Origin of the sequence: Acanthopleuribacter pedis, assembly GCF_017377855.1 — a bacterium.
GTDB lineage: Bacteria > Acidobacteriota > Holophagae > Acanthopleuribacterales > Acanthopleuribacteraceae > Acanthopleuribacter > Acanthopleuribacter pedis.
Map to the genome: position 1 here is coordinate 138,195 of NZ_JAFREP010000011.1, position 22,334 is coordinate 160,528.

The window sequence follows — 22,334 nt, forward strand, 5'->3', positions numbered from 1 at the left end:
GGGCGTCATGACGGAAACCTTTTCCAAAACCGTTGCACTGATTGTGTTCGACGACTACACCGATATCGATCTAATCCTGACCTGGGATCTCCTGAAACGCGTGCATTTGGACGGGTGGCAGGTGCGTATTTTGGGTACCCAACCCGAGCACCGCTCCATGACCGGCCTGACCACGCTCACCCACGGCACCATTGATGAGGCCCGCCACGCCGACGCCGTGGTGTTTGGCAGCGGCAAAGGCAATCGACCCTTGGTCAATGATGCCGATTATTTGGCGCGCCTACAGTTGGACCCCGAACGTCAGTTGATTACTTCCATCTGCTCCGGCGCCCTGTTCCTCGGTGCCTTGGGATTGTTGGCGGGCAAACGGGCGACTACCTATCCCTCGGCCAAACCCCTGCTGGAAGCCTACGGGGTCAAGGTGGTGGAGGAACCCTTTGTGGTGCAAGGCAATGTGGCAACCGCCGGCGGTTGTTTCGCGGCCCAATACCTGGTCGGCTGGATTTTGGAACAATTCCTGGGTGAGTCCATCCGCGATGCGGTGATTGCCTCGGCACAACCGGTCGGCGAAGGCTTGTATTTTTCAACCGAGGTTGAGGCCGAACAAAAATTGGAGCAGACCAGTGCGGTATAAACATTTAGGCAATAGTGGTTTGCGTGTGTCCGAGCTTTGCCTCGGCACCATGACCTTCGGCGAAGACTGGCAATTCGGCGCCGACAAAGACACCTCGTGCGACATGCTGCGCGCCTTCTGTGAGGTGGGCGGCAACTTCATCGACACCGCCGATGTCTACACCATGGGCAGCAGTGAGCGCTACCTCGGTGAATTCATCAACCACGACCGTGATTTCTTCGTGGTGTCGTCCAAGTACAGCCTCTCGACCCGTCACGACGACCCCAACGGCGGCGGCAACAGCCGCAAGAACATGCGGCGCGCCGTGGAAGCTTCGTTGCAGCGCCTTCAAACCGACCACCTGGACGTGTTTTGGTTGCACGCCTGGGACGGCGGTACCCCGCTTGAGGAGATCATGCGCGGTCTCGACGACCTTGTCTCCGCCGGCAAGGTGCTGTACATCGGCGTGTCCGACACCCCGGCTTGGGTGGTCTCGCGCGCCAACATGATGGCGGAGTTGCGCGGCTGGTCGCAATTTATCGGCCTGCAGGCGGAATACAACCTGGCGGCGCGCACGCCGGAACGCGATCTGTTGCCCATGGCCGAAGCGCTCAATCTCGGCGTCTTGGCCTGGGCGCCTCTGGCCGGCGGCGTCTTAACCGGTAAGTACGTCGCCGCCGAGGAAGGCGTGTCCGTGGAAGACAGCCTACGCGGTGTGCGGATGAACGGGCATCGCCTCGGCGAACAACAGCTGGCCGTGGCGCGAACCCTGGTGGAAGTAGCGCGCGAAGTGGAAGTCGCCCCCGCCCCGGTCGCCCTGGCCTGGCTGCGCCAACGGCCGACACCGGTCATTCCCATCGTGGCGGGCCGCACCCTCGACCAGCTCAAGCAAAACCTGGACTGCCTGTCGGTGACCCTGAGCGAGGATCAGTTGGAACGGCTGGATCGTGTCAGCGCCGTGCCCTTGGGTTTTCCCCACGAATTCTTGCAATCTAACCCGTTGCGGCGCGCCCTGTTCGGCTACTGCGACGAACTGATCGACCCGCCCGCCGGGTTGCGTACCTGAACCAAACACGGAGGACACCATGATTCATGTCATCGCCCGACTTCAAACCGAGCCGGGTCAACGGGACACCGTTTACAACGCCTTTAAAGAAACCCTTGCCGTGGTTCAGGCCAAACCCGGCTGCATTGAATACGTGCCCGCGGTTCATTTCGACAGCGGTATGCCCGGCCAAGTCGGCCACGCGGACGACGAGGTGCTGATCGTCGAGAAGTGGACCGACCTCGCCGCCTTGCAGGCCCATATCCAAGATCCCGCCTACCGCGAATGGTACCTCGGCGTTTGGCCCAATATCGCAAGCGCCTCCATGGAAATTTACGAATCCGAGGGCTGACGTTTCAGTTCGGCGCGCAGGTGATGGTGGATTGGGGAAACCCGTGTGGTTTCCATCGAAACATCGTAGCTGAGTTGGTTGCCCGCCACCCGCAACAGCCGGTGCGAGGCATGCAGGCGCGGGTCGTGGGTGAGCACCACGCTGGCCAGATCCAGTTCGAAGCCGTTGGGTGTCGGCTTCAGCGGTCCGGCCAAAACCTCAACCCGGCCCCCGTTCTGCGCGTTGGAAATCTCGATGGTGCCGTTTTCTTGGGGGATGACAAAACCCGATTCCCAGTGCAAGGGTTCGACCCGGACGCCGCCCTCGAGACGCCAGGTCTTTTGTACGTAATGCAACAGGGGTTCGTGGTCGTTGGCCTCGAAAACCAGTTCCTCATCGTAGGCAAAATCGTCGATGGTGGGGAAGTGGCCGGAACCGCGGCCGTGCCAGCGGCCGATGAGGGCGGTCAGGTGTTGCATGGCCTCGGTTGGTGCTTGGGCCGTGGAGGACGTGGGGGTGTCGGTCACGGAAAACTCCTGAAAATTTTTTTACTTAAGAAATTGTGTGATGTGGCGCTTGTGCTTTACGTTTGGGAAAATAGCTTGAACGTGGATAATAGACTCTTACGGGGAAAATGTACCATATATCCGGGGTGATCGATGCCGATCTCTTTTACCGAAACGCTTGAATCGCTTAAACATGATCATTATAAACCCTTTGTTTTGTGGACGATCGCCGTATCCGCCGTGCTCCTGCTGTGGGTTGCTTGGTTTGTTGGGCGACCCCTCCCGCTGGTTGCCCACGGTCACGACGGCCTGCTAACGGCGGTCACTTTGCCGGACGGATCCGCCGCCTGGACCTTTCGTGCCGCCTTTTCACCCGGTGACGCGCTTGCCCATGTGGTACCGGGTTCCACCGCGCTGATTCAGCTCGACGGCTTGGCCGAACCGCGTTTCGGCCGTTTGCAGGGGGTTGTCGGGACGCGCGGGCCGGCCGCCGCGGACGGCCGCATCCCCGTTGATTTCGCCGTGGACGCCGCCGCCTTCAAGGTACCGCTTCAGGACGGTTTGCGTGGACGGGCGCGGGTCCACGTCGGACAGGCTACCCCGCTCCAGCGGGTTTTGGCCGCGCTTGGCCGTCGACACGTGACCGCGGAAGCCGCCCCATGAGTCGGGCGCGTCGTTTTCTCATTCCCGAGGTCATTCAAACCTCGGCGATGGACTGTGGGCCCGCCTCCCTAAAAGCCGTGTTGGCCGGCTTCGGCATCAACGCGGCTTACGACCGTTTGCGCGAGGCCTGCAACACCGAGGTGGACGGCACCTCCGTCGACACCATCCAGGCCGTGGCCGCGAAGCTTGGCCTGGAAGCGGATCAGTTGATGTTGCCCGTCGACCATTTGTTGACCCAACCCCAACGACTTTTGCCCGCGTTGGTCGTGTTGCGGCTACCCCAAGGGCTGCCCCATTTCGCCGTGATCTGGCGCAAGCTGGGGTCCTATTTATTAATGATGGATCCCGCCAAAGGACGGCGTTGGGTGCACCAGGATCGTTTGGCCGAGGAGTTGTACATTCACCGCGCCGTTGTCGGCGCCGAGGATTGGCGTGAATGGGCCGGCGGCGAGGGTTCGCTGGATACCTTGCGGGGTTCGATGCGCACCCTGGGTTGTCGCGAGCATGCGGTCGAAGCCTTGATCGCAACCGCCGTTGCCGACGCCTCTTGGTTTTCCTTGGCCTGTTTGGACGCCGCGCGCCGCATGGTGTACCTGATGGTCCGCGCCGGGGCCTTGAAACGCGGTGCCGAGGCCGCGCGCATGTTGGACCACCTGTTCCATTCCGGCCTTAGCGACGGCGACCGCGGGCGCACCATTCCCATTCATTATTGGTCCGTGCGGGAAACCGTGGACGACGCGGATTATTTGGGGTTGGACGGTGCCGTGTTGGTGACCTTCGCCAAGGCCGAGGCCGCGCCCGAACCGGCGCCGACCGAGTCGTCCGTGGATGCGACAACCGCCGCCGTTCTGAGCGAGGACGACAGCCAACGGCCGATGCGTCATGTGCTGCGGCTGCTGCGACGTGACGGCTTCGGGATCCTATGGCTGGTTGGGTTCGGCCTTTTGTTCGCGGCCGTCGGCGTGCTTTTAGAAGCCCTGCTGTTCCGCGCCCTGTTGACGCTGGGCGTGGGGAGCGATGTCGGTGAACGGCTCGGAACCATGACCGCGCTGCTGGTGTTTCTCTTCGCGCTGCTCTGTTTGCAACTGCCGATTTTCGACGCGATTCTGCGCTTGGGTCGTCATCTGGAAGTGCGTTTGCGGCTCGCGATCCTGCACAAGATCCCCTGGCTGGGTGATCGCTACTTCCACAGCCGGCCCACCTCTGATTTGGCCGAACGCGCCCATCGCCTGATGCAGGTTCGCGATTTGCCCACCCTCGCCGGCCAAGGCGTCGCCGTGGTGGGGAACCTGCTGGTCACCGCCGCCGGCATGATTTGGTTGGCGCCCCGCTACGCGCCGCTGATTGGGTTGCTCGCCGTCGTGGCCGTGCACGGTCCCTTTTGCGCGCTGTCCTTCCTGACGGAAACCGATCTCAAGGTACGCACCTATTTGGGTTCGATGGGTACCTTTTACCTCGACGCCTTAAGCGGACTGGTGCCCATCAAAGCGCACGGCGCCGAGCGCGCCGTCCGCACCGAACACGAGGGACTGGTGACCGCCTGGGCTCGGGCCGCCAAGCGTTTTTTATGGCAATCCGTCGCGCTCGACACCTTGCAACGCACGCTGTTGACCGCTTTGACCACCGTGCTGGTTGTCGGCGCCCTGCTGGACGGCGCCCAGGGTGGTGACCTGTTGCTGATTTACTGGGCCCTCAACGTGCCGATGTACGGTGAGCAGATCGCCGAGTTGGTACGCCGGTTCCCCGCCTACCGCAACGTCACCCTGCGGTTGTTGGAACCCCTCGGCGCACCCGGCGCGCCGCCGCCGGCAACGGAGGTCCCGGCCGCGTCGGCCGCGGCCGGCGGACCCGAGGTTCGCTTCGAACAGGTGGCCCTCCACCTGGGCGGCCGTCCCGTGATCCATGGGTGTTCCCTCACCGTTGCAGCCGGAGAACACATCGCCGTGGTGGGTGCCTCGGGTGCCGGCAAGTCCAGTTTGGTCGGCTTGCTCTTGGGTTGGTCAGAACCCAGCGCCGGCCGCATTTTGCTGGACGGTGCCCCGCTTACCGCCGCGGGCTTTGAGGCCTGGCGGGCACAGACGGCCTGGGTCGACGGTTCCGTGTGTTTGTGGAACCGCTCGCTTGAGGAGAACATTCGTTACGGCACCGACAACAGCGCGCCTCCGCTGGATTTGTTGCGCCAGGCCGATTTAACCGAACTCCTCGAAACACTGCCGGACGGCTACCACACCGCCTTGGGTGAAGCCGGCGGGCTGTTGTCGGGCGGGGAAGGGCAACGGGTGCGCTTGGCGCGGGCCTTCGCCCGGCCCAACGCGCGCTGCGTCATTTTGGACGAACCCTTTCGCGGCTTGGACCAAAGCAAACGGGAACACCTGTTCGAACAGGCACGTGACCTGTGGTCCCACGCCACGATGTTCTGTATTACCCACGAGGTGCGCGCCGCCGCGCGATTCCCTCGGGTGCTGGTGATGGACGCGGGCCGCGTGGTCGAGGACGGTGCGCCCGAGCGCTTGTTGGCCGACGCCGATTCCCGCTTCGCCGCCCTGATGCGTCAAGAATTGCAAACCCAGGCCTTCCATTTTGACAATCGCTCCGCTTGGCGCAAGTGGCGGCTGGTCGAGGGCCGTTTGCTGGAACCTCAGCGAGCCTGCATGCCGCACGAGGATGCGTCGTTAGAAGCTGAAAGCTTGGTGCGTACGAAGATGACGACCAAGCGCAAACGAAGAAAACGCATGGGTTTCATGCTTCGCGGGAGAACGCCTTGTGAGCAATGCGGGCTAGCCCGAATTGCTCACGAGGATTCGTCGCGAGAAGCTGAAAGCCTTGTGAGTACGAAGATGACGACCAAGCGCAAACGGAGCAGGGCCGACCTTCGGCGTAGCAGCGCACCGTCGCGTATTGCTCGACTGAGTAAAGCGGATGGCCGCACCCCTCGTAATCGCATGGGTTTCATGCTTCGCGGGAGAACGCCTTGTGAGCAATGCGGGCTAAAGGTTCCGGCATGGAAGAACTGAACCGCCTGACCTGGGACCGCGCCGCCTTGCCGGTCGCCCTGCAACACGCCGCCAAAGGTTGGGGTGTGCCGGGGTCCGACAGCGCGCCCGTCGTCGCCGATCCGCGTTCAGGCCCGATTGAAGCGCTGGGTCCCGCGCTTGGCGTTGACCTGGAACCCGTGGGTTTGCCCTATGCCGCGGCACGCCGTCGCTTGGACCGTGTTACCCGCGCCGTCGTGCAACTGGACGACCGGGATGAACCCCGTTTCCTGGTGATCATCGCCGCGCGTGGCGCCCGGCTGCAGGTGTTGGCACCGGGTCGGCAGAGGCGCTGGATCACGCGGCAAGCGCTGGCGCGTCGGTTGTGCGCGGTTTTGGAAGAACCGCACCGCGACGAGGTCGATCGGTTTCTGGAACATGCCCGCGTGGCACCCGCCCGTCGCGCCAAGGCCGCCGCCATGCTGATGATGGATCGCATTGGCGCGCGCATGGTGACCGGCATTTGGTTGGTGCGGACCCCCGTGAGCGCTTCGCTCCCGCGACAGCTTCGCGACGGCCGCGGTGCCATCGCGCTCGCCGCTTTGCCCGCGTGCCACGCCGTTCAGTACCTCTTGATGCTCGCCGCCTGGTGGGTTGTCGGCCGGGCCTTGCTCGGTGACGGGATCACCGCGGCTTGGCTTGCCGTTTGGGTTTTGCTGTTAATTAGCCGCATTCCCTTCGCCGCCGCCGTGCGCTACCTGCAGGGCGCCGTCGCCATCCAACTGGGCGGTTTCCTCAAGCGGCGCCTGCTCGCCGGCGTGCTGCAACTGGAACCCGAGACCATGCGCAGTTTGGGCGTGGGTCGCCTCTACGGCCGGGTGATGGATGCCGAGGCCTTGGAAAGTCAGGCTGTGAGTGGCGGTGTGCCCGCGCTGTTGTCCATCGTGGAGTTGGTTTTGGCCGCGCTGGTGCTCTACCAAACCGGGCCGCTTTTGCCCTTGGTCCTGATCGCCTGGCTCGGAATAACCGCGGTGCTGGTGCGGCGTTTGTGGCTGCGTCGGCAGACCTGGACCGACAAGCGGTTGGCCATGACCCACGATATGGTGGAGCACATGGTGGGTTACCGCACCCGTTTGGCCCAACAGCCTTTACATGACCTACACCGCGAAGAGGATGCCGCGCTGGCCGATTACCACGAGGGTTCCGTCGCCATGGATCGCGCCACCCTGTTGGTGTTGACCCTGGTGCCGCGTGGCTGGCTTTTGGTCGGGACCGCCGCCTTCGCCCTGTTATTTGTCGGCACCGGAAGCGCCGTCGGGACGACCGCCGCCGCGCTGGGTGGGATTTTGCTCGTGTGGCAGGCCTTGGGCCGGCTCACCACCGGCTGTGCTTCCATAATCACCGCCGCCATCGCCGCCGCCCGGATTCGTGACCTGTACCGCGCGGGCTCGATGCCGCACGATCCCGTTGCCGGCGCCGCGTTGGCCGAGGCGACCCCGGTTGCGCCGCGTGAGGGGACCCCGCTGCTGGAGGCCGCGCGCCTGGGTTTCGCCTACAACGGACGCCGACCCTTGTTGCGCGATTGCCATTTCGCCGTAAACCAAGGGGATTTGATCCTGTTGGAAGGGGGCTCCGGCAGCGGCAAATCGACCCTCGTTTCCTTGCTCGCCGGCATGCGCCGCCAAAACGCCGGTTTGCTGTTCCTCAATGGGTACGACGCCCGGGCCATGACGCCGACCCGACGGCGTCGCGCCGTGGTCGCCGTGCCTCAATTTCACCAAAACCACCTGTTCACGGGGACCTTCCTGTTCAACCTCCTGATCGGCTGCGCCTGGCCGCCGCAAGTGGCCGACGAGGAACGTGCCTTGACCCTGTGCAAGGAACTGGGCCTCGACACCGTGCTCGACCGCATGCCCGCGCGCGAGCGCCAGCGGGTGGGCGAGACCGGTTGGCAGCTTTCCCATGGCGAACGCGCGCGCGTGTTCCTCGCGCGTGCCTTGTTGCAGCGGCCGGACATCGTCGTGTTGGACGAGAGTTTGGCCGCCCTTGATGCTGAAAACAAAGAACGTACGTTGCAGTGTGTACTGCGCCATGCAAAAACACTGATTTTGGTGGCGCACCGATGAGCGGGCGCCGCGCGGGTTTTTGCTTTCGGCCGAGGTGCTGTGCCGCGAAGCGTGGCACCGCTTCGGTTGAAGAAATTTAAAGGAGATCATCATGCTTCTGTCTGGATCGATTTTGATGTGGATCGCCGCCCTGCTGGGGGCGCCGTCCACGACCGTCCCAACCTTGACCCACGGCCCCGAGCCGACCGGTGCCGCGCGGACCTTGGTGTTGACCGAGGACCTGCGTATCGGCCCCGATTCCGGTGGCGACGAATTCATTTGGTACGGCAACGTGTTGCAGATTGAGGCCGACCAACAGGGCAATTTCTTTATTGTCGACAGTGGCAACGACCGCATCGTGATGTTCGACAAAAACGGCAAGTTCGTGCGGCAAATCGGCCGTCGCGGCGAGGGACCTGACGAGTTTTACGCGCTGGTCTACTTCCATCTATTTAAGGATGGACGGGCCGTTGCCTTCCAGCAGCAGAACTTCCAAACCAGCTACACCCACTACAACAAGCAGCTCGAATTTGAGAAAACCAAAAAAGTGGTGGGTGACGGCCGTTTAATTTCGGCCGTTGACTATTCCGAGGACGGGACCTGGATCGCGGGTTACGTGACCTACTTCGACGGCGATTCGGAAACCCGCAAGCGCGAGGTATTCGGGCCCGATTACAAAACCCGTATTTCCTTGGGGAATTTTGCCTTAAAACGTTTTGACGCCTCGCGCATGCAGGATCGTTCCTACTGGTTGTCGTTTTTATCGGCGCGCTTGAGTTGGTACGCCAAGGGGAAAATTTCCTACGTAGCCTTCGACCGCGACAACAACTGTTACACCGCCGCCGGCGAGCATTACGAAATCACCAAGTGGAACGCGAAGCTGGAAAAAGCGATGGTGATCAAACGCAATTTCAAGCCGTTGTTCCAGGGTGAGGCGGAGATGGAAGCGTCGGTGGCCGAATACAAAGAAGACATGATGAATCAGTTGCCGGCGAGCATTCACGAGATGTTCGACGACAACTTCTACCGCAAGGTGGTGGAAACCGCGGGGTACGGAACGCGCAAGATGCCGATTAACGGGTTGGCGACCATGGAAGACGGCAGTTTGTTGGTGTGGCACGACTACAACCGCAAGACGCGGGTGTCCTTGGTGGACATTTATGGCAAGGACGGTGCTTTTTTGGGTTCGTTCAGCCATCCCAACAACGGTTTCAAGCACATGATTTTCAAAAACGGTTTCGCCTACACCTTGGAAACCACCGAGGACGACGATGTCGAGGCGGTGCGTTACCGCGTCGCGCTCAAGCCGGTATCCTCCTAACGGGTGGAAGCCGGCGTCGCTGAACCCGATGGACGAGGCGGGGGATCGGCCCGCGACTTGGTCGCGGCGATTAATCCGCGGCGGTCGGTCGTGGGGGGTGGGGCGAGGTGGTTCCAAAGTGAATCCGCCGACCCTAATTGAACATAAAAACCCGGGACTTCGGCGGATTTTATAAGGCAAATGTTTTGAGTTGGTTGCGAGAAGTCAGCGAATATTCGCAAGTTAGGAGGGACTCAAAAACAGACATCTGCGAAAACGGCCTCTTAACACCCTGGGAATAAGTATGTTAAAACGGCTGCAGTCGCAACGGCCCACGGGTCGTTGCGCGGATTTCAACGTGCATCTACCACCCCGTCATCTTGAGCGACCGTCGCAACGGCCCACGGGTCGTTGCGCGGATTTCAACGAACCGGGCGAAGGGTTCACCGATAATGATTGGGTCGCAACGGCCCACGGGTCGTTGCGCGGATTGAAACGCCGGTTGGGACGTGCCACGTTGCCGTGCGCAGGTCGCAACGGCCTACGGGTCGTTGCGCGGCTTTCAAGGAACAGATACCCATGCCAATTTGGGATTGTAATTCGGTTGGTATCACTGTTTGGTTGTACTTTCAGCATAAAAGGGACGCAAGCCCGTAAACCGTTGGCAAGGTGAAACCTTGCCGGATTTAAGCCCAGGGTGGCCACCCGGCGCGGAGCAGCCGGTTGGCCACCCTGGGTTCGGATGTAAAGAAAAAAGGTTCTCTGCAGGAGAACCGGAGCCCCGGCGCCAACCTCAAATTCCCCTGGCGGTTGCGATGGATTTAACGATTGTTTTTTCGCGAAAATATGTCAGCCTGGTTTTAATTTTCACGAAGCAAAAAGCAGGGCGTCATGGGGCTGTCTCTCGCCAAAACCTGGTTGCATAGGGTATTCCCGACCAAACACCAAGAAACCCTTTTAGATGATGAAGCGGTTCGGGCAAGGCGCCATCGTGACCGCGCCGGGATCTGTCGCAAACAGAAATGTCCGGCCATGATTGTTGGCGGCGTTTCGGACCATGTCCACGTTCTGTGCTTGCTTTCGCCGAATGGAACCATCCAAGGTCTTATTCGAACCGTTAAGCGCCAATCCAATGTTTGGCTAAAAAAAACCTGGCCACACATGACCGCCTTCAGTTGGCAAAAAGGGTATGCCGTCTTTTCCCATAGCGAGAACCACCTGGATTACGAGGAACGTTACCGAAGGGATTGATGTGGCTGCCTAGGTTGGTGGTGCTCTTTCAGAGCACATCCCGTGGTTGATACGGGGACCCAGGGTTGGGTGCGGGCTGCTTCGCGCCCGCACCCAACCCTGGGCTGAAATCCGGCACGGCGTTGCCGTGCCACCGGTTGCCGGTGCTGCGTCCCTCGGGAAATCCGTCTAAATTGGGTGGGAGCCGTTGCCGTTCTCCTCACGTTGGCTCATTACCCAGGCGCCTTCTTTTCCTTGAATGCGCTGAGCCGTTGCCGTTCTCCCCGCGTTGGCTCATTGCCCAGGTGCCTTCTTTTCCTTGAATGCGCTGAGCCGTTGCCGTTCTCCCCGCGTTGGCTCATTGCCCAGGCGCCTTCTTTTCCTTGAATGCGCCGAGCCGTTGCCGTTCTCCCCGCGTTGGCTCATTGCCCAGGCGCCTTCTTTTCCTTGAATGCGCTGAGCCATTCGTTGGCCTCTGCTTCAACTGTTTGGAACCGCATTGAAGCGCCGGCGCCTTGGATCGTGACGGCGAAATCCACAACAAGCCGGCGACCATGGCCGCTGAGCCCGTCAAGAATGTTCCAGTAGTGGTCTTGCCTGCACGCGCTTTGGATCTCCCGTGTGGTTCGAACGGCATCAACCAGTGATTCAAAAGCGGGAATTTCGGTTGTTGGTTGGTTAAAAATGTGAAGGGAAGGGGAGGCCGTGTAGCCTTGTTGGTAACATTCATTGAGCGCATCAAGATTGTTTACCCCAACCGGCGCGATTTCGCGCAAATACAAGAGGTCTTCTTTGCTCATACCTCGTTTCTCAAGGGTGCTGAGAACGCGATGACGCAGCTCTTCTGCCTCCATGTAAATCAATAAATGCGATAGGCCGCTTTGCAGGGGAAGACTCGTTTCGCTTGATTCAACAACCAAGCTGTCTCCGACAAACCGAACCCCGAGAACCTCTTTTTTGTGTTTGTAAAGGTCGCGATAGTAAAGATCCTCTTTTTGGACGTACTCGGTGTACGCCTCGAAAGCCCAGGATTCCACCCCGCTCGCAATCGGTGGCTGAGCCAAAAAAAGTGCAAATAATAAATGAAACATGCTGCTTGTTCCTTTTGTTTTGAAAGTTGTAAATTACGAAGATGTTACTGGGAACCAATAGGTCGACCTATGCGATATGCTGTTGGTTTTCAGCGCGTCTTCGATGGCAGGACAAGTGCGGTATCTGATTGTATCTCTCGGTCTTGATTATCCGAAGATTGCGCTTTTTAATTCTGGAGAGCATTGCTCTTACCTAAGGCGTGGATCGTGCGTTTTTGCGCCGGGGAGTTTGGTGTTTTGCATAATCTTTACCTTGGGGTCAGCGTGGCGGACGAAAAGGCTGCCAGTCTGGTTATTCGGTGAAACCTTGTCGGATGTTCGCATATTCGCATCGATCAATGGGACGCAAGCCAGTAAACCGTCGGCAAGGTGAAACCTTGTCGGATGTTCGCATATTCGCATCGATCAATGGGACGCAAGCCAGTAAACCGTTGGCAAGGTGAAACCTTGCCGGATGTTCGCATATTCGCATCGATCAATGGGACGCAAACCCGTAAACCGTTGGCAAGGTGAAACCTTGTCGGATGTTCGCATATTCGCACCGATAAAAGGGACGCAAGCCCGTAAACCGTTGGCAAGGTGAAACCTTGCCGGATTTAAGCCCAGGGTGGCCACCCGGCGCGGAGCAGCCGGTTGGCCACCCTGGGTTCGGATGTGAACAAAAAAGGTTCTCTGTAGGAGAACCGGAGCCCCGGCGCCAACCTCAAATTCCCCTGGCGGTTGCGATGTTCTCTTCGCGGACTTAGTGATTGTTTTTCTGTAAAAATATGTTAGCCTGGCTTAAATTTTCACAGAGAAAAAAGAAGGGCGTCATGGGGCAGTCTCTCGCCAAAACCTGGCTGCATATTGTGTTCTCGACCAAACACCGAGAAACCTTTTTAGATGATGAAGCGGTTCGGGCAAGGCTCCATCGTTACCTCGCCGGGATCTGTCGCAAACAGAAATGTCCGGCCATGATTGTCGGCGGGGTTTCGGACCATGTCCACATTCTGTGCTTGCTTTCGCCAAATGTAACCATCCAAGGTCTCATTCGAACCGTTAAGCGCCAATCCAATGTTTGGCTAAAAAAAACCTGGCCACACATGACCGCCTTCAGTTGGCAAAAAGGGTATGCCGTCTTTTCCCACAGCGAGAACCACCTAGATTACGTCCAGCACTACATCGCCAATCAAAAACGGCATCACAAAGAGGTTTCATTTAAAAAAGAACTCCGTTACTTGTTGCGGGTGCATCACCTGGATTACGACGAACGTTACCTTTGGGATTGATGTGGGTGGCTAGGTTGGTGGTGCTCTCTCAGAGCACATCCCGTGGTTGATACGGGGACCCAGGGTTGGGTGCGGGCTGCTTCGCGCCCGCACCCAACCCTGGGCTGAAATCCGGCAAGGTTTCACCTTGCCAACGGTTTGCGAGCTTGCGTCCCAGCTTTGTTTGGCGGTTGCCGGCAAGAAGGGGTGATGGTTTGCGCGGTTGGGTTGCAGATGAGGTTCGTGGAAACCCCAAATGAGGGGAATGTTTTTTCTGCTTTCGTTGCACCAGGTTTCACCCATTGATTGAAGGATGGCCTTCGCCGTTGCCTTGATTCCAGTGGGGCTGCAATTGGCAGATTCTGGCTTACTGGAGTCGAGTGGGGGCTGTCCTTGGATCGGGTACTTCTATCGAAGTCCTTTTTTGCTGGAAATTTTTTTGTTTTATGTATTTGGCTATAAATGGCTTGAGTGGTTTGTTTTTTTCATCTTGGGGAAACCCGTGAACTTTTTCCGTCTAAGGGTGTTTCGTAAAAATAGAGCGCTTTTCAAATTTGATTAGCGGATTCGCTGCTGAATAGCGCATGTAGTTTGTAGACTCCTGGAAATACGAAAAAACACCGTTGGTTCGACAAGTCGCTTCTTGTCCTTGTCCTTGTCCTTGTCGGATTGCTGAAAGGAAACCATGTGACCGATTACTTCCGTGACCGGGATTATTCCCACTCGCCGCGCGATCCCGAGGGCCGTCCCTACGGCGAAGCCGATCCCGCCACCCTCGACTGGTCCGAGGGCCGTCCCCTCATCGACCATCTCAATGGGACCGGCGACAAAGCCAAAAACCACGCCGCCAAACTCGACCTCGAAAACTACGCCCTATGGATGGGCCGTTGGCACGACCTGGGCAAGTACCGTCCCAACTTTCAAGACTACCTGCGCGGCCTCCGATCCTTTCCCAACCCCGAGGACAAAAGCCACAAATGGGCCGGCGCGGCCTGGGCCAACGCCCTCGCCGGCGGCGCACCCATGGCCTGGCTGATCGCCGGCCACCACGGCGGTCTGCTTGACCGCACCTCGCTACGGGCCTTTTTCAACGATCCCGCGAAAACCAAAAAAGGGCAACTTGGCCAGGCCCATGTTGAACTCAATGAGGTGATCGCCACCGGTCGCGTGCCCGAAAGCCTGCTGCAAAAACCCGAGTTCACGCTGCATCCCAACTTTTCCCCCAAGGCGCCCTACGCCACCCTCGAACTCATGCTGCGTTTTTTGTTCAGCATGCTGGTCGACGCCGACCACACCGATACCGCCGAACATTTCGACCCGGAACAAGCCACCACCCGCGACGCGCTTCACGCCCAACAAAACAGCCTCGCCGAACTCAAGCACAAACTCGATACCCATCTCGACGCCTTCCGCGATGCACCCGATACCCCGGTCAACCGCATGCGTGCCCAGGTGCTCCACCACTGCCGCGAAGCCGCCGCCCACAAACCCGGCCTGTTTCACCTGACCGTGCCCACCGGCGGCGGCAAAACCCTCTCCTCCATGGCCTTCGCCCTCGACCACGCGCTGACCCATCGCGGTCTCAACGACCTTCCCTACGAACGCATCATCGTGGTGCTGCCCTTTACCTCGATCATCGAACAAAGCGCGGCCACCTATCGCGCCATTTTCGGGGAAGCCAACGTCCTCGAACACCACGCCAACTGGGAAGCCGACGAAGACAATGCGGACAAGCGCAATCGCGCCGCCTACCAACACAAACTGCTGTGCGAGAACTGGGACGCCCCGATCATCGTCACCACCGCGGTGCAGTTCCTCGAAACCCTGCACGCCCACAAAACCAGCCGCTGCCGCAAACTCCACCGCGTGCTTAACAGCGTGGTGGTAATGGACGAGGTACAAACCCTGCCGGTCCACCTCCTGCGCGTCACCCTCGACACCCTGGCCGCGCTCGTCGCCGATTTCGGCACCAGCCTGGTCTTGTGTACCGCCACCCAACCCGCCTTGTCCGAGCCCGACATCTTGCGCACCAGGGACCGAGACACACGCTGCCGCAACATCCTGCCCCAACCCCACCCGATCATCCCGCCCGATGTGGAACGCGCCATGTTCGACCAGATGCGGCGGGTACAGGTCCACACCCCGCTGGAAAACGAGCACCCCGACGACTGGTCCGCGCTCACTGAGCGCGCTTCATCCCATCGCGACGTGTTGATCATCGTCGACCGTCGTCAAGCCGCCTATGAACTCGCACAAGATCTCGGTGAAGATTGGCTGTATTTGTCCGGCGCCATGGTCGCCGCCCACCGTTCCTGGGTCGTGGCCGAGGTCAAACGTCGGTTGGCGGCAGACATTCCCTGCAAACTCGTTTCCACCCAAATCATTGAAGCAGGTGTCGACGTTGACTTCCCGGTGGTGTACCGCGCCATGGCCGGCTACGAGGCCTTGGCCCAATCCGCCGGCCGCTGTAACCGCAACGGTTTGCGCCGCGACGATACAAACGGCGAACCCATCCCCGGCGACTTTTACCTGTTCCTCGCGCCGCAAGCACCGCCCAAGGGGTTGCTCAAAGCCGGCTACAGCATCGCCCGTTCCGGCTTCAAAAACCAAGCCATCGATCTCCATGATCCCGCTTTGTTCCCCACCTACTTCCGCGACCTCTACCAATCGGCGCAACTGGATGCCAAGGAGCTGATGCCCGCGCGCAAAGATCACGCGCTGCGCCAAATAGGCGAAAACTACCAACTCATCGACAACAAACATCAAGTTCAGGTGGTGGTGCCCTGGTCCGCCGAGGCCTTGGCCGCGCTGTACCCGGATGATGGATCGCTCACTGAGAAGGAACGGGAACAACGGGACAAAATGCTCGGCCAACGGCAACGCTTCGAGCTTGCCTTCCAGCGCTACCGCGAGGCGGGCAAACCGGACAAAGGCGACATGCGCTTGCTCAACCAATCCATGGTTGCCGTTCCAGAGAAAGTGGTTCGGCGTTTGATGACCGAGGGCGCGGTTCGACCCCTGCACGACAACTGCCCCGTCCCTTTTCTCGATTTGGAGACCTACCGCGACTATTACGATGCGCGGCTAGGCTTTCGCTACTTCGAGGACTACGAACTCGATCCCGCCCTATGCCTGCTCTAATGGGGCAGACCAAAAAAAATCAAAATGAACTGATCTGAAATTGTGACCAATTACGCAAATAAAAATGTAAACCCAACATAAACCCAGCCGGTTCAGCGTGTCAGCCTCGACGCGCGCCATCGCCGGCCGTGTTTGAGGAGCCCACCATGACAACCCAAGACATGCCGTCTTTCACCATCCACGTGCGCGGCGACTTCGCGTGTTTCTCCACACCCGAGGCTTCCGTCGAGCGTTTGTCGTATCCCTGGATTACGCCTTCCGCCGCACGCGCCTTGTTCGAGGCCGTTTTTTGGAAGCCGCGCATCTGCTACCAGGTCCGCCGTATCGAGGTTTTGGAACCGATTCGCTACCTCTCCGTGCGCCGCAACGAAATCGGCGGCGTGATCGCGCCAACCTCGGCCGGTCCCTTCGATCAAATCCTCTGTGATCAGGACCGTCAACAACGCAACGCCACCATCCTGCGCAATGTCGCCTACCGCATTACCGCCGAGATGGCACTCAACGAATCCGTGCCCGCCAACGGCCCCGACGACAACCACGGCAAATACCGCGAGGTCCTGCTGCGGCGTTTGCAGCGCGGCCAACAGTTCCACCAACCCTACTTGGGCATGCGCGAATTCGCCGCCGACGTGCGGCTCGCCGACCCCGCCGAACCAACCGCGCCGATCTCCATGGATTACGACCAGGGCTTGATGCTCTACGATTTCCTGTTCCCCGCCAAACAAAAAGGCCGCGCCAAGAAGGGTGCCTCAAACAAAGCCCAACCGCTTTACTTCAAGGCGGAAATGAGAAAGGGCGTGGTCGAGGTGCCGTCGCGTGAAACCGTGCTGCGCCAAAACGAGGGGCGATACCTATGATTGTGCAAAGCCTGCTCGACCTGGCCGAACGCGAGAAGTTGATCGAGGAACCCGGTTTGCAACTCAAACCCCTCGACTGGGAAATTCACATCAATGCCGCCGGCGATATCCAACGCCTGGTGCAACGGGTTGCCGAGGACGCCAAGCAACGGCCCAAGGCCATGATCCCGACCCGCTTGGTCCGCTCCTCCGGTGTGCGGCCCCAGCTTTTGGTCGACAAAGCCGACTACGCCGTGGGTGTTTCCGACAGCGTTAAAGCGACCGCCTCCGTCAGGGACAAGAGCAAAAAGGTTGAACGCCTGCGCCAGAGTTTTGTGCAGATGATCGCCATGTGCCGACGCATTGCCGACGAAACCGATTCGGCCTTGGTCGCCGCCCAAGTCCGTGCCATGGAAAAATTGCTGGCCGAACCGGCCCTGCTCTTCGCCCACTGGCACGTCGCCGGCAAAAGCAAAACCCTGTACGCCTTGGACGACACCTTTCGTCAGGTACCCGCCGATTGGCTCGGCAACCACCTGTTCGGCTACGTGGTCGACGGCAAACGCGTCTGGGAAGATCCGCCGGTAGAGGCCTGGCTGCACGAAAACATTTTCAGCTTCTACGAGGTGGAAGGCGCCGGCGAGATCCGTTGTCTGGGTTACGGCGAATTGATGAAACCCGTCGACAAACACATCGTCTTCGATTTCCCCGGCGACACCGGCCAACTCCCGCTGGTCAGTTTTAACAACGACGCCGACTACCACTACGGCGCCAAAAACAACGAAAACGCCCCGTTCTCGGCACAAGCCTCCTTCGGCATTGCCGCCGCGATTGCCCGCTTACAGGGTAACGGTGAAGTCAAAGGCCAAACCGCGAAACGCCAATGCGTGCGTCTCAACGACAACACGCTGGCGCTGTACTGGTCGGACCAAGAGCAACAGGCCATGGATCTGAACGTCGGCCTCGACGAGGCCGAGGAAGACGAAATCCTGAAAGCCGAGCAAGTCTGGAAAAAAATCGCGTTCAGCGGCCGGCCCGACGCCGTGTCCGAGGATTTGGGCCGGCTCTTCACGCTGATCATGAGCCGCGAGAAGTCGCGCATGGTGATTCGTTCCGCGCGGCTGTCAAGCCTGCCCCAGGTGGCCGCCAGGCTCCTGACCTACTTTGAAGAGCTGGCGATTGTTTCGCCTTGGCCGGATCGCGAATTGCGCGGTTACCGCGGCCTGCGCCGTTTGGTGGATGCCGTCTACCCGCGTCAGCCCGGCGGCAAACGCCTGCGCGAACCGCCCCCCGACCTGCTCAACCGTTTGTGGAACTGCGCCTTGTTCGGCGACGCCTACCCCGACTTCCTGCTGGGCGAATTGCTGCGCAACGCGCGGCTGCCTACCGAGCGGAACACCCGCGGCCACGGCGCCATGGCGCTGATTAAAGCCATCTTGCAACGCAACTACAAAGACACATCCCATCGAACCGAGGAGATCCGCATGGATATCAATGCAGAACATCCCAGCCAGGCCTATCACGAGGGGCGCTTGTTCGCGCTGCTCCAGGAAATTCAGCGGCTTGCGCTGGGTGACGTTAACGCCGGCATCGGCGACCGTTACCTGGGCAACGCCATGGTTTCGCCACGCCAGAGTTTCCCCCGCCTGCTCAAACTGATGACCCACCACCTGCACAAGGGCCGTGACGGCGACCGCGCCGGCGCCTTGTTCAATCGCGAGCGCGAGGTCATCCAGGTGATGGCGCGCATTCGCGACAATTTTAGTGAATTCCTGAACCTGCCCGAGCAGGGCCTGTTCATGTTGGGTTACCACCACCAGCGCGCCGCCCTCGTGCGTCCATCTACGGCGCGCAAAGAAAAAGCGGCCGAGACCCCCATTACCGAAGCAGAGGAGAAGTGATCATGACTGAATTAAAGAACCGCTACGACTTGGTATTGATGTTCGATTGCACGGACGGCAACCCCAACGGCGATCCCGACGCCGGCAACATGCCCCGCACCGATCCCCAGACCCAGCAAGGTTTGGTCAGCGACGTCTGCTTGAAGCGCAAGGTGCGCGACTGGGTCTACCAGCGCCACGTGAGCGAGGGCCAACCCGGCGACGGTTACGACATCTTCTTCGGGCACAGTGGCTTGCCGGAGCGCCAGATCCTCAACCGCCAAATCGCCGAGGCCCATCTGAGTTTGTTGGATGAGAAGCAACGCGCCGAATACGACAAAAAGTTCGTCGAAAAAGCCAACAAGAAAGAGAAGGATGAGTACGCCTTCCTGAAAAAGGTGAACGAGGGCCGTGTCGGCGATGTGCAGGCCTACCTGTGCCAGTCGCGTTTTGATATCCGTACCTTCGGCGCCGTGTTGTCCACCGGTCCCAACGCCGGTCAGGTGCGCGGCCCCGTGCAATGTACCTTCGCGCGCAGCATTGACCCCGTGTTTTTGCAGGATTTGGCGATCACCCGCAAATCCGTCGCGACCGAGGAAGACGCCGCCAAACAGATGGGCAAGGACAACAGCATCACCGGCACCATCGGCCGCAAGACCATGATTCCATACGGTTTTTTTCGCAACCATTGGTTCGTCTCGCCCAGTTTGGCCGAACGGACCGGGTTCACCGAGGCCGATTTTAAGGTTCTGTGCGACGCGCTGCTGAACATGTTCGAAATCGACCGTTCCGCCTCGCGCGGGTTTATGGCCACCCGTCGTTTGTTTGTGTTCCGCCACGATTCGAAGTTTGGCAATGCGCCCGCCCATGCCCTGTTTGACCGCATCCAGGTGACCCGCGCCGAGGGTGGTTTGCCCGCGCGTTCCGCCGGCGATTACCAGGTCGCCGTGGACGCCGCCGACCTGCCCGCCGGTGTGTCGCTTTTCGACCTGAGCGACCCCGCCGCGTACCGCGACCTGTTCGGCGCCTAACCCATGGGAGCAAGCGCGCCCCTGCTGATGATTCCCCTCTCCACCGTGGAGAAGTTCGCCTACTGTCCGCGCCAAGCCTACCTTCAGCGGGTTGAGCGGGTGGATGTGGTGACCGAGCTGCTGGTGGAGGGGGATTGGTTGCATCGTCGCGTGACCGGCGGCGGCGTGCAGAAACGCGGCGACCTGACCATTCACACCGCGGTCCACATCCAATCGCGTGGGCTCGGCGTATACGGCCAGGCCGACGTCGTCGCCTTCAAGTCGAACCGTCCCTACCCCGTGGAGTACAAACGGGGTAAGGGGCGGCGGCGTTTTTCGCAGCACGTGCAGTTGTGCCTGCAAGCGCTGTGTTTGGAGGAGATGCTGGGGGTTGCCGTGCCCGAGGGCGCGATTTACCACCAGGCGAGCAAGCGGCGCGAGGTGGTAACCCTCGACGCCGCTTTGCGCGAGCAGGTGGCGGCCGTGGTCGCCGCGGCGCGCGAAAGCTTGGTTGCGCACCGGGCGCCGCCCGCGCAATACGACGACCGTTGCCGTCTCTGCAGTGTGCGCGCGATGTGTTTGCCCCAAGCGGATGAGGCGGGTTTGCAGCGGTACCTGGCCCGGTTCGGGCAAACGGAAGGAGGCGCCGATGCGGCAACACCATAATACCTTGTACGTTACCAGCCAAGGCACCTGGCTGGGCAAGGCGGACGAGGCGGTGGAAGTCCGCTTTAAGGACAAAACCAAAACCAAAGTCCCGATGCACCACTTGGCCTCGATTGTGGCCTTTGGCCAGGTCAGCATTAGCCCGTACCTGATGGCCGCTTGCGCCGAGCAGGGGATTGCCATCAATTACCTCAACGAGCAGGGCCGCTTTTTGGCGCGGGTGATCGGCCCCTGCCACGGCAACGTGATGCTGCGTCGCGATCAATACCGCTGGGCCGACGACCCCGCCGCCTGTGCGCGCTTGGCCCAAGGTTTTTTGTTGGGCAAAATCCTCAATACCCGCGATTTGGCCAAGCGCCGCGCCCGCATGGGCGATGACCCGGCCCGCAAAGAACGGCTGTTGGGCCTGGCCGAGGCCTTGGAACGCCATTGTGATTTGGTGCAGGCGGAGACGGAGTTGGAAGTGATCCGCGGTCACGAGGGGCGCGCCGCCAAGTTGTGGTTCGATCACTATCCCGATTTATTGGCGGGCGATCCCTTTTTTCAGTGGGGTGGGCGTTCGACGCGACCGCCGCGCGACGGGGTCAACGCGATTCTGAGCTTTATCTATATGTTGGTAGCCCATGATTGCGACAGTGCCTTGCAGTCGGTGGGTCTGGATCCCCAGGTCGGTTTTTTGCATGTGGCCAAACCGGGCCGGCCGGCGTTGGCCTTGGACCTGATGGAAGAGTTCCGGCCGTTGTGGGGTGATCGGATTGCGTTGCGGCTGATCAACAGGCGGATGTTGAAGAAAGGTGATTTCGAGGTGCAGGGTAGCGGTGCGGTGCTGTTGAATGAAGCGGGCCGGAAGAAGGTGATTCAGGCCTACCAGCAGGAGAAACGCAAGGAGACGCGCCACGGTTTTTTGGGCGAGCAGACGACGGTGGGCTTGTTGCCGCACCTGCAGGCCCGTTTGTTGGCGCGGGTGATTCGCGGTGATGTGTCGGCGTATCCGCCGTTGTTGGGGGTGATTGGATGTTGATTCTGGTGACCTACGACGTGAGCACGGAAACGAAGGAGGGTCGCGGGCGATTGCGGCGGGTGGCCAAGATTTGCGAAAGTTACGGGCAGCGGGTGCAGAAGTCGGTGTTTGAGTGCCAGGTAGATCCGGCGACGCGGGCCAAGTTGCGGACAAGGTTGTTGGGCGCGATTAAGCCGGAGGAAGACAGCTTGCGTTTTTACGTGATGGGCGAATCGGGATTCAGGAACGTGGAGCACCACGGTTTAAAGCCAAGCCAGGACATGCGCGGCACGCTGATCGTGTGAGTATGGCTGGTCCGCCGATGTGAAGTGAACATAAAAACCCGGGACATCGGCGGATTTTATAAGGTGAATGTTTTGAGTTGGTTGCGAGAAGTTAGCGAATATTCGCAAGTTTGAAAAGGGCTCAAAAACAGACATCTGCGAAAACGGCCTCTTAACATGCTGGGAATAAGTGTGTTAAAACGGCTGCAGTCGCAACGGCCTCCGGGTCGTTGCGCGGATGGAAACTAAACCCATATGTTTTAAATGTTTATAGCTGTGTCGCAACGGCCTCCGGGTCGTTGCGCGGATGGAAACATCGCAACGCCAGTGGTCGCCCTGCACGCGCGGTCGCAACGGCCTCCGGGTCGTTGCGCGGATGGAAACACGCCGTTGTGTGGGTATGGGGGCGATCTG

General features: G+C 60.0%; 18 protein-coding genes and 1 CRISPR repeat array (1 of these 19 only partly in view). Of the genes, 16 read left to right on the top strand and 2 right to left on the bottom strand.

The window, feature by feature from the left end; translation table 11 throughout:
• Positions 1 to 7: 7 nt before the first annotated feature.
• The 3 genes from J3U88_RS13255 to J3U88_RS13265 are packed head-to-tail and all read left to right on the top strand — an operon-like array spanning position 8 to position 2,010.
• On the top strand, positions 8 to 634 hold the full coding sequence (locus J3U88_RS13255; protein ID WP_207859264.1) for a DJ-1/PfpI family protein: 627 nt from the start codon (positions 8 to 10) through the stop codon (positions 632 to 634).
• Positions 624 to 1,679, top strand: a complete 1,056-nt coding sequence (locus J3U88_RS13260) for an aldo/keto reductase (RefSeq protein ID WP_423842051.1) — start codon at positions 624 to 626, stop codon at positions 1,677 to 1,679. The genes J3U88_RS13255 and J3U88_RS13260 overlap by 11 nt, the downstream gene beginning before the upstream one ends.
• 19 nt (positions 1,680 to 1,698) lie before the next feature.
• The gene (locus J3U88_RS13265) at positions 1,699 to 2,010 is read left to right on the top strand and encodes a putative quinol monooxygenase (protein WP_207859267.1); all 312 of its coding nucleotides are present in this window, start codon (positions 1,699 to 1,701) and stop codon (positions 2,008 to 2,010) included.
• Here J3U88_RS13265 and J3U88_RS13270 read toward each other — a convergent pair.
• A complete protein-coding gene (locus J3U88_RS13270) occupies positions 1,992 to 2,516 on the bottom strand; it encodes a heme-binding beta-barrel domain-containing protein (RefSeq protein ID WP_207859269.1) in 525 nt (174 codons plus the stop codon). The genes J3U88_RS13265 and J3U88_RS13270 overlap by 19 nt on opposite strands.
• A 132-nt stretch (positions 2,517 to 2,648) precedes the next feature.
• Between J3U88_RS13270 and J3U88_RS13275 the strand changes: the two genes are divergently transcribed.
• The 5 genes from J3U88_RS13275 (at position 2,649) to J3U88_RS35310 (ending at position 10,786) form a co-directional block, all read left to right on the top strand.
• Positions 2,649 to 3,158, top strand: a complete 510-nt coding sequence (locus J3U88_RS13275) for a hypothetical protein (protein WP_207859271.1) — start codon at positions 2,649 to 2,651, stop codon at positions 3,156 to 3,158.
• Complete coding sequence (locus J3U88_RS13280) at positions 3,155 to 6,172, top strand: ATP-binding cassette domain-containing protein (protein ID WP_207859273.1); 3,018 nt, start codon at positions 3,155 to 3,157, stop codon at positions 6,170 to 6,172. The genes J3U88_RS13275 and J3U88_RS13280 overlap by 4 nt, the downstream gene beginning before the upstream one ends.
• Positions 6,160 to 8,256 (top strand): ATP-binding cassette domain-containing protein, encoded by a 2,097-nt coding sequence (locus J3U88_RS13285; RefSeq protein WP_207859275.1) that lies wholly within the window; start codon positions 6,160 to 6,162, stop codon positions 8,254 to 8,256. The genes J3U88_RS13280 and J3U88_RS13285 overlap by 13 nt, the downstream gene beginning before the upstream one ends.
• Positions 8,257 to 8,347: 91 nt before the next feature.
• Positions 8,348 to 9,556, top strand: coding sequence for a 6-bladed beta-propeller (locus tag J3U88_RS13290; RefSeq protein WP_207859277.1), 1,209 nt, complete (start codon positions 8,348 to 8,350; stop codon positions 9,554 to 9,556).
• Positions 9,557 to 10,426: 870 nt separating this feature from the next.
• The gene (locus J3U88_RS35310; protein WP_207859279.1) at positions 10,427 to 10,786 is read left to right on the top strand and encodes a transposase; all 360 of its coding nucleotides are present in this window, start codon (positions 10,427 to 10,429) and stop codon (positions 10,784 to 10,786) included.
• 401 nt (positions 10,787 to 11,187) lie between these two features.
• On the opposite strand, the gene J3U88_RS13300 is transcribed toward J3U88_RS35310, so the two are convergent.
• Positions 11,188 to 11,856, bottom strand: coding sequence for a hypothetical protein (locus tag J3U88_RS13300; protein ID WP_207859280.1), 669 nt, complete (start codon positions 11,854 to 11,856; stop codon positions 11,188 to 11,190).
• An 812-nt stretch (positions 11,857 to 12,668) separates the two neighbouring features.
• Between J3U88_RS13300 and tnpA the strand changes: the two genes are divergently transcribed.
• The 8 genes from tnpA (at position 12,669) to cas2 (ending at position 21,941) form a co-directional block, all read left to right on the top strand.
• On the top strand, positions 12,669 to 13,124 hold the full coding sequence (gene tnpA / locus J3U88_RS13305) for an IS200/IS605 family transposase (protein WP_207859282.1): 456 nt from the start codon (positions 12,669 to 12,671) through the stop codon (positions 13,122 to 13,124).
• A gap of 666 nt (positions 13,125 to 13,790) precedes the next feature.
• The gene (gene cas3 / locus J3U88_RS13310) at positions 13,791 to 16,244 is read left to right on the top strand and encodes a CRISPR-associated helicase Cas3' (protein ID WP_207859284.1); all 2,454 of its coding nucleotides are present in this window, start codon (positions 13,791 to 13,793) and stop codon (positions 16,242 to 16,244) included.
• A gap of 146 nt (positions 16,245 to 16,390) precedes the next feature.
• Positions 16,391 to 17,101, top strand: a complete 711-nt coding sequence (cas5c, locus tag J3U88_RS13315; RefSeq protein ID WP_207859285.1) for a type I-C CRISPR-associated protein Cas5c — start codon at positions 16,391 to 16,393, stop codon at positions 17,099 to 17,101.
• Positions 17,098 to 18,981: a type I-C CRISPR-associated protein Cas8c/Csd1 gene (gene cas8c / locus J3U88_RS13320; protein ID WP_207859288.1), complete on the top strand. Its 1,884-nt coding sequence runs from the start codon at positions 17,098 to 17,100 to the stop codon at positions 18,979 to 18,981. Before cas5c ends, cas8c begins: the two co-directional genes overlap by 4 nt.
• A gap of 2 nt (positions 18,982 to 18,983) precedes the next feature.
• Positions 18,984 to 19,991 (top strand): type I-C CRISPR-associated protein Cas7/Csd2, encoded by a 1,008-nt coding sequence (gene cas7c, locus J3U88_RS13325; protein WP_207859289.1) that lies wholly within the window; start codon positions 18,984 to 18,986, stop codon positions 19,989 to 19,991.
• A 3-nt stretch (positions 19,992 to 19,994) separates the two neighbouring features.
• Positions 19,995 to 20,636, top strand: a complete 642-nt coding sequence (gene cas4, locus J3U88_RS13330; protein ID WP_207859291.1) for a CRISPR-associated protein Cas4 — start codon at positions 19,995 to 19,997, stop codon at positions 20,634 to 20,636.
• Positions 20,620 to 21,657: a type I-C CRISPR-associated endonuclease Cas1c gene (cas1c, locus tag J3U88_RS13335; protein ID WP_207859293.1), complete on the top strand. Its 1,038-nt coding sequence runs from the start codon at positions 20,620 to 20,622 to the stop codon at positions 21,655 to 21,657. Before cas4 ends, cas1c begins: the two co-directional genes overlap by 17 nt.
• Positions 21,651 to 21,941 carry a CRISPR-associated endonuclease Cas2 gene (cas2, locus tag J3U88_RS13340; protein ID WP_207859295.1) on the top strand — a complete coding sequence of 97 codons (291 nt, stop codon included), beginning with the start codon at positions 21,651 to 21,653 and terminating at the stop codon, positions 21,939 to 21,941. Before cas1c ends, cas2 begins: the two co-directional genes overlap by 7 nt.
• 188 nt (positions 21,942 to 22,129) lie before the next feature.
• Positions 22,130 to 22,334: direct repeats of the CRISPR family, unit length 37 nt; unit sequence GTCGCAACGGCCTCCGGGTCGTTGCGCGGATGGAAAC (it continues 948 nt past the right edge of the window).